1 protein-coding gene is annotated in these 2,468 nt (G+C 34.0%); it reads right to left on the reverse strand.

The genetic code is table 11. From position 1 onward, the window contains the following. The coding region (locus M901_RS14040) for a hypothetical protein (protein ID WP_232422542.1) at positions 1–2,430 on the reverse strand (2,430 nt) is incomplete at its 3' end. Between the last annotated feature and the right edge of the window lie 38 nt (positions 2,431–2,468).

Genomic DNA, 2,468 nt, shown 5'->3' on the forward strand with positions numbered 1-2,468 from the left:
TGGAAAAGGAAATAAAAATTCAGCTTCTCCCTCAGCAACGACTTGACCACCACCAATATTCATTGAAACTCTTTCAAAACTCCAAACATTATCATTAATAACCGATCTCACTTCACCTGACTCGAATGCAATTGGAAGCTTATTGATTTTAAATGCAATATTCTCAGAGTTCACTTCATGGTAGTGCTTTATATCTTTCAGACTTCCTGAAAGAACACCACGACCGTAAACCCTCCCTCGTGATTGCGAAATAACAGATGTGAGAAGTTGAGCAAATGAAAAATCAAGATTAAAGCTTTGCTCTAGTTTTAAGTCTTTACTTAAAGATCCGCTCCCTAAGAGATTATAATAACCACCTGTCCCTCTTACCTTCATCGAAATCTTCTCGATATTTGATTTAGAGATTTTTATGATTCCTGGTTCAGTAAGGGTTAGGAACTTATTTAGTTTTTGAATTCTAAATTTATCTAAAGATAAATCTAAGTCTATTTCATCTAGATTCCCAACTTTAAATCCAGCATTAATATTTCCAAGCACTTCTCCTCTCAGATCAGTGTCATAGATATTATGAAGAGAGAGAATACCAAGAACAGTTTTTAAGTCTGTTACAGCAATCGAAGAATTAAAGGTCGAAAGCTCGTTCTTTCTCTTTCCAACAAAGACATTTCCGTTAAAATCTGCTTTCCCTCCAAGAAGTGAACCATTCATTGAAATTCTTTCGTCATTTAGAGAAAGCTTTAAACGAGATGGTCTTAACTTCTTTCTTCCAACACTAGACTTACGAATAGACATTTCAAGATCAGCTTTCTTTCCATCATCAAAGAAATCTGATCTCAATTGAATTACACCGTCATATCCTAATCCTAGACGTCGATAAACGTTTAAGTCATTCAACTTTAGATTATCTATCTTAAATGCTCCTGACTTTATCCCTGATTTAAAAAGATACTCTAAAGACAGGTTTAAAAGGGCCTTGTTTTTTCTAGCATTAATTCTGTCAATAAATACTCCGTCATTATCGACATAGAATGAAAGATTAAAACTCGTAAATGGCTCCTCATAGAAGCTAATTCTATTTGAAGTTAATGTTGAGTGAATTCTTAAATTTTCGAAACCACCTGAAATAGTTAAAGCTCCACCAAAACGTCCCTCAAATGGTTCAACAAATGGGGAAATTTCTTTCCAGATTGGCTTTAAACTCTTAGGAAGAGCTGCAAAGTAAACATTCGAGATATCGAACCCTAGGTTCAAATCACTTTTTTGAAAATCAACAACCCCAGTAGCATTTAGTTTATTTCCTTCTACTGTTGTCATTCTATTAACATTTAATTTAAGCGTGTTTAAATCGAGACTAACATCTGCTTCGACGAGTCCTGGTACACTAAAGTCCAAAACTTCAAAGTTCTTAAGCCTATTCGCCTTCAAATTTAAGATGACTTTCTCATAAGGACCAATGAAGTGAGCACTCATTCCAGAGTGACCTTTTACAACCTTTCCAATAGCACCGCCGAGATTACCAATTTCAAAGTCTCTACTCTTAGCCTCGATGTCGAGTCCTTTTTTCCCCAGAGTTCCAAAGTAATTTAACTTTTTCCCCTTGATATTTACAAGACCTTCAATCTTTACATCATCCTCAATCGCAAATTTCATATTAGAGATGCTAAACTCATCAGAGCTCATAATCTTCTCACTAAACCCAAGATGAAAGTTTTTAACCGTAACATCTTCAAGAGCGCGAATATAAAAATTTTCTTTATCTATTTTTATATCAACATCACCATAAAGGTTTCCATTCAAAATTTTAAAATCAGGCCCTAAGAATTTTAAAGCATCATGAGTATGAATCCCTCGACTTTGAATATTTATTACAGAAACTAATTTAGTATTTAGATCAATTTTAACTGGTGTCTTCAAAATAGCATCGGCGTTATTTTTGATCACTCTAGCATTTGATAGCATTAGAAGTTTATCACTATATGCCACGTCTAACTTTGCTTCATCCAAATCGGCATAGATACTCTTTAAACTTTCTAATTTCAATTTAGATTTAACTCTTGGAGCCTTAAGTAAATTTCCCTTAACAACAAACTCACATTCACAAACTCCACTTAATTTATAGTCCTCAATAATTGTATTCGGTATAAACTCCTCAACTCGTCCCTTATAATCAATCTTTAAATCTGAGTTGATCGAGTTGCTAATAACTCCCGTTAAAACGACCTCTGTGCTATTTTTATGAAAATTTGATTCAATTATGCGTAGCTTATCTTTAAGAACTTCAAACTTAAAGTTACCACCATCGACAGAAACTCCCGAATACTCAACACTACCTATTTCAAAGTCAACATCAATGCTGTGTTTGTATGGTTTTACAACAAAACTTGGGAATGGATAGAGCTTGTTTTGATAAGCAACATCGACATTTTTCAAGTTCAACGTCCCAACTTGAATTGGTAACTTATCTAAAA

Source organism: Bacteriovorax sp. DB6_IX, from assembly GCF_000447775.1.
GTDB lineage: Bacteria > Bdellovibrionota > Bacteriovoracia > Bacteriovoracales > Bacteriovoracaceae > Halobacteriovorax_A.